Below are 1,720 nucleotides of genomic sequence, written 5' to 3'. Positions count from 1 at the left end.
CCCTCGCTATCGCGCAGGTTTAGGGTCTGTTCCAGCTGCGGGGCGCACGAAAGCGCCGGAGCCTGCAGGTCGTTACGTAGCAGCGGCGCCAAGGAGGCGAGCGCCGCCTCCGAACCGTCATAGGAGCTCAGCGCGGACAGAAGCTCTGCGGGTTTCACCAGCTCACCGGAGGCGGGGTACAGCCCCGAGGCGCGGCCCGCATCCAGTTGCTTGAATACGCTGGGGGTTGAGAGGCCAAACTGCGCGGCGACAATCACCAGGTGCAGAGGCTTACGAGGCGCCACAACGTTCTGCAGCTCGGTACCGGTCCCCTGCCCCAGGGCGAAGGTCTGCCCGAGCGCGGCGCGCACGCTAAAGGGAATATCGGCGCCCAGCTGCGCGGCGAGACGCTCATAATCTGTCTGGGTCAACAGCGCACCGGTGCGGCCGGTTGTGTACAGGTAGCGGTCCGTAGCAATGAGGGCGGCAGCCGCATCCGCTGAGCCGCCAGCCATACCGCCCGCCACGGGCACAGCCTTCGCAATATGCAGGTGCAGTGCCGGGGCGGATCCAATACCGTGTTCCGCAAGAATCAGCTCGGCGGCACGGTACACGAGGTTCCGCTCGTCCATCGGCACCGCGGCAGGGTCGAACTGACCCGCCTGCATCTGCTGATCCACCAGGGAGCCGGGCACAATATCCATGCTCAGACTCAGCCCAGGTGTCTGCCTCAGCCCCGGTGTCTGCCCTTCAGAGACCGTGATGGTCTCCGTTAGAGAGACCGCCGCAAAAAGCGTAGTCAACGGGTGGTAGCCGTCCGGGCGGACATCCCCCACGGCGAGGTACAGATTGACCTTACCGGGAGCATCAACCGAAATAGCGACCTGGGAGGCTGTACTCATCAGCGCATACACCTTTCGCGCGGGAACTCGCGTGAGAACGTCAGTGAAAAATTTAGAGCGGGAAGAAGCTACTCCGCTACAGGCTCAGCCGGGACAGTCAGCGAAGCTTCCGCAATGCGGATAAAGCCGTGAATATCCAGCTTCTCGCCGCGTTCCGTCGGAGCGATACCGGCAGCCACCAGAATCTGCTCCGCACGCGCACCCGAACCCGCCCAGGAACTCAACGCCGCACGCAGAGTCTTACGGCGCTGAGCGAAAGCGGCGTCCACAATTGTGAACACCAGGTCGCGGTCCACGGTAGAGAGAGGCTCCTCGCGCATACGGAAACCCACCAGGCCCGAGTTAATCTTCGGCGCGGGCCAGAACACGTTCTTACCGATCACGCCCGCCTTATACACCTCGGCATACCAATTAGCCTTCACCGAGGGCACACCGTAAATCTTTGAACCCGGGGTCGCCGAAAGACGGTCGGCAACCTCATCCTGAACCATCACCAGGGCGTGACGGATGCTCGGGAACTGCGCAAACAGGTGCAGAAGCACCGGAACCGCCACGTTATAGGGCAGGTTCGCCACCAGAGCATCCGGTGTGCGAGGCAGCTCGGTGACCTTCAGAGCGTCCATGAGTACCACGTCAATATCGCCCGCCTTCTCGGGGCGGAACTTCTCAATTGTGTGCGGAAGCTGCTGAGCCAGCGGCGGGTCAATCTCAACCGCCACCATATCCTTCGCAGCGTCCAGGATACCGAGGGTCAACGAACCCAGACCGGGGCCGACCTCCAGCACCGTCTCCTCCGGTGAAATCTCTGCCGCGTTGACAATACGACGAATCGTATTGGG

2 protein-coding genes are annotated in these 1,720 nt (G+C 62.6%); both read right to left on the bottom strand.

The genetic code is table 11. The features are described from left to right. Positions 1 to 881: 4-diphosphocytidyl-2C-methyl-D-erythritol kinase (locus tag Q0216_RS01275; protein ID WP_298592306.1), on the bottom strand; the 881-nt coding region annotated here is incomplete at its 3' end. Between the two features lie 68 nt (positions 882 to 949). Further along, positions 950 to 1,720 (bottom strand): 16S rRNA (adenine(1518)-N(6)/adenine(1519)-N(6))-dimethyltransferase RsmA (rsmA, locus tag Q0216_RS01270; protein ID WP_298592304.1); only part of this gene is annotated, 771 nt, incomplete at its 5' end.

This window comes from uncultured Rothia sp. (assembly GCF_937976295.1).
GTDB lineage: Bacteria > Actinomycetota > Actinomycetes > Actinomycetales > Micrococcaceae > Rothia.
Note: the sequence above shows the minus strand (reverse complement) of the source record. Positions and strands in the feature narration are given on the sequence as shown.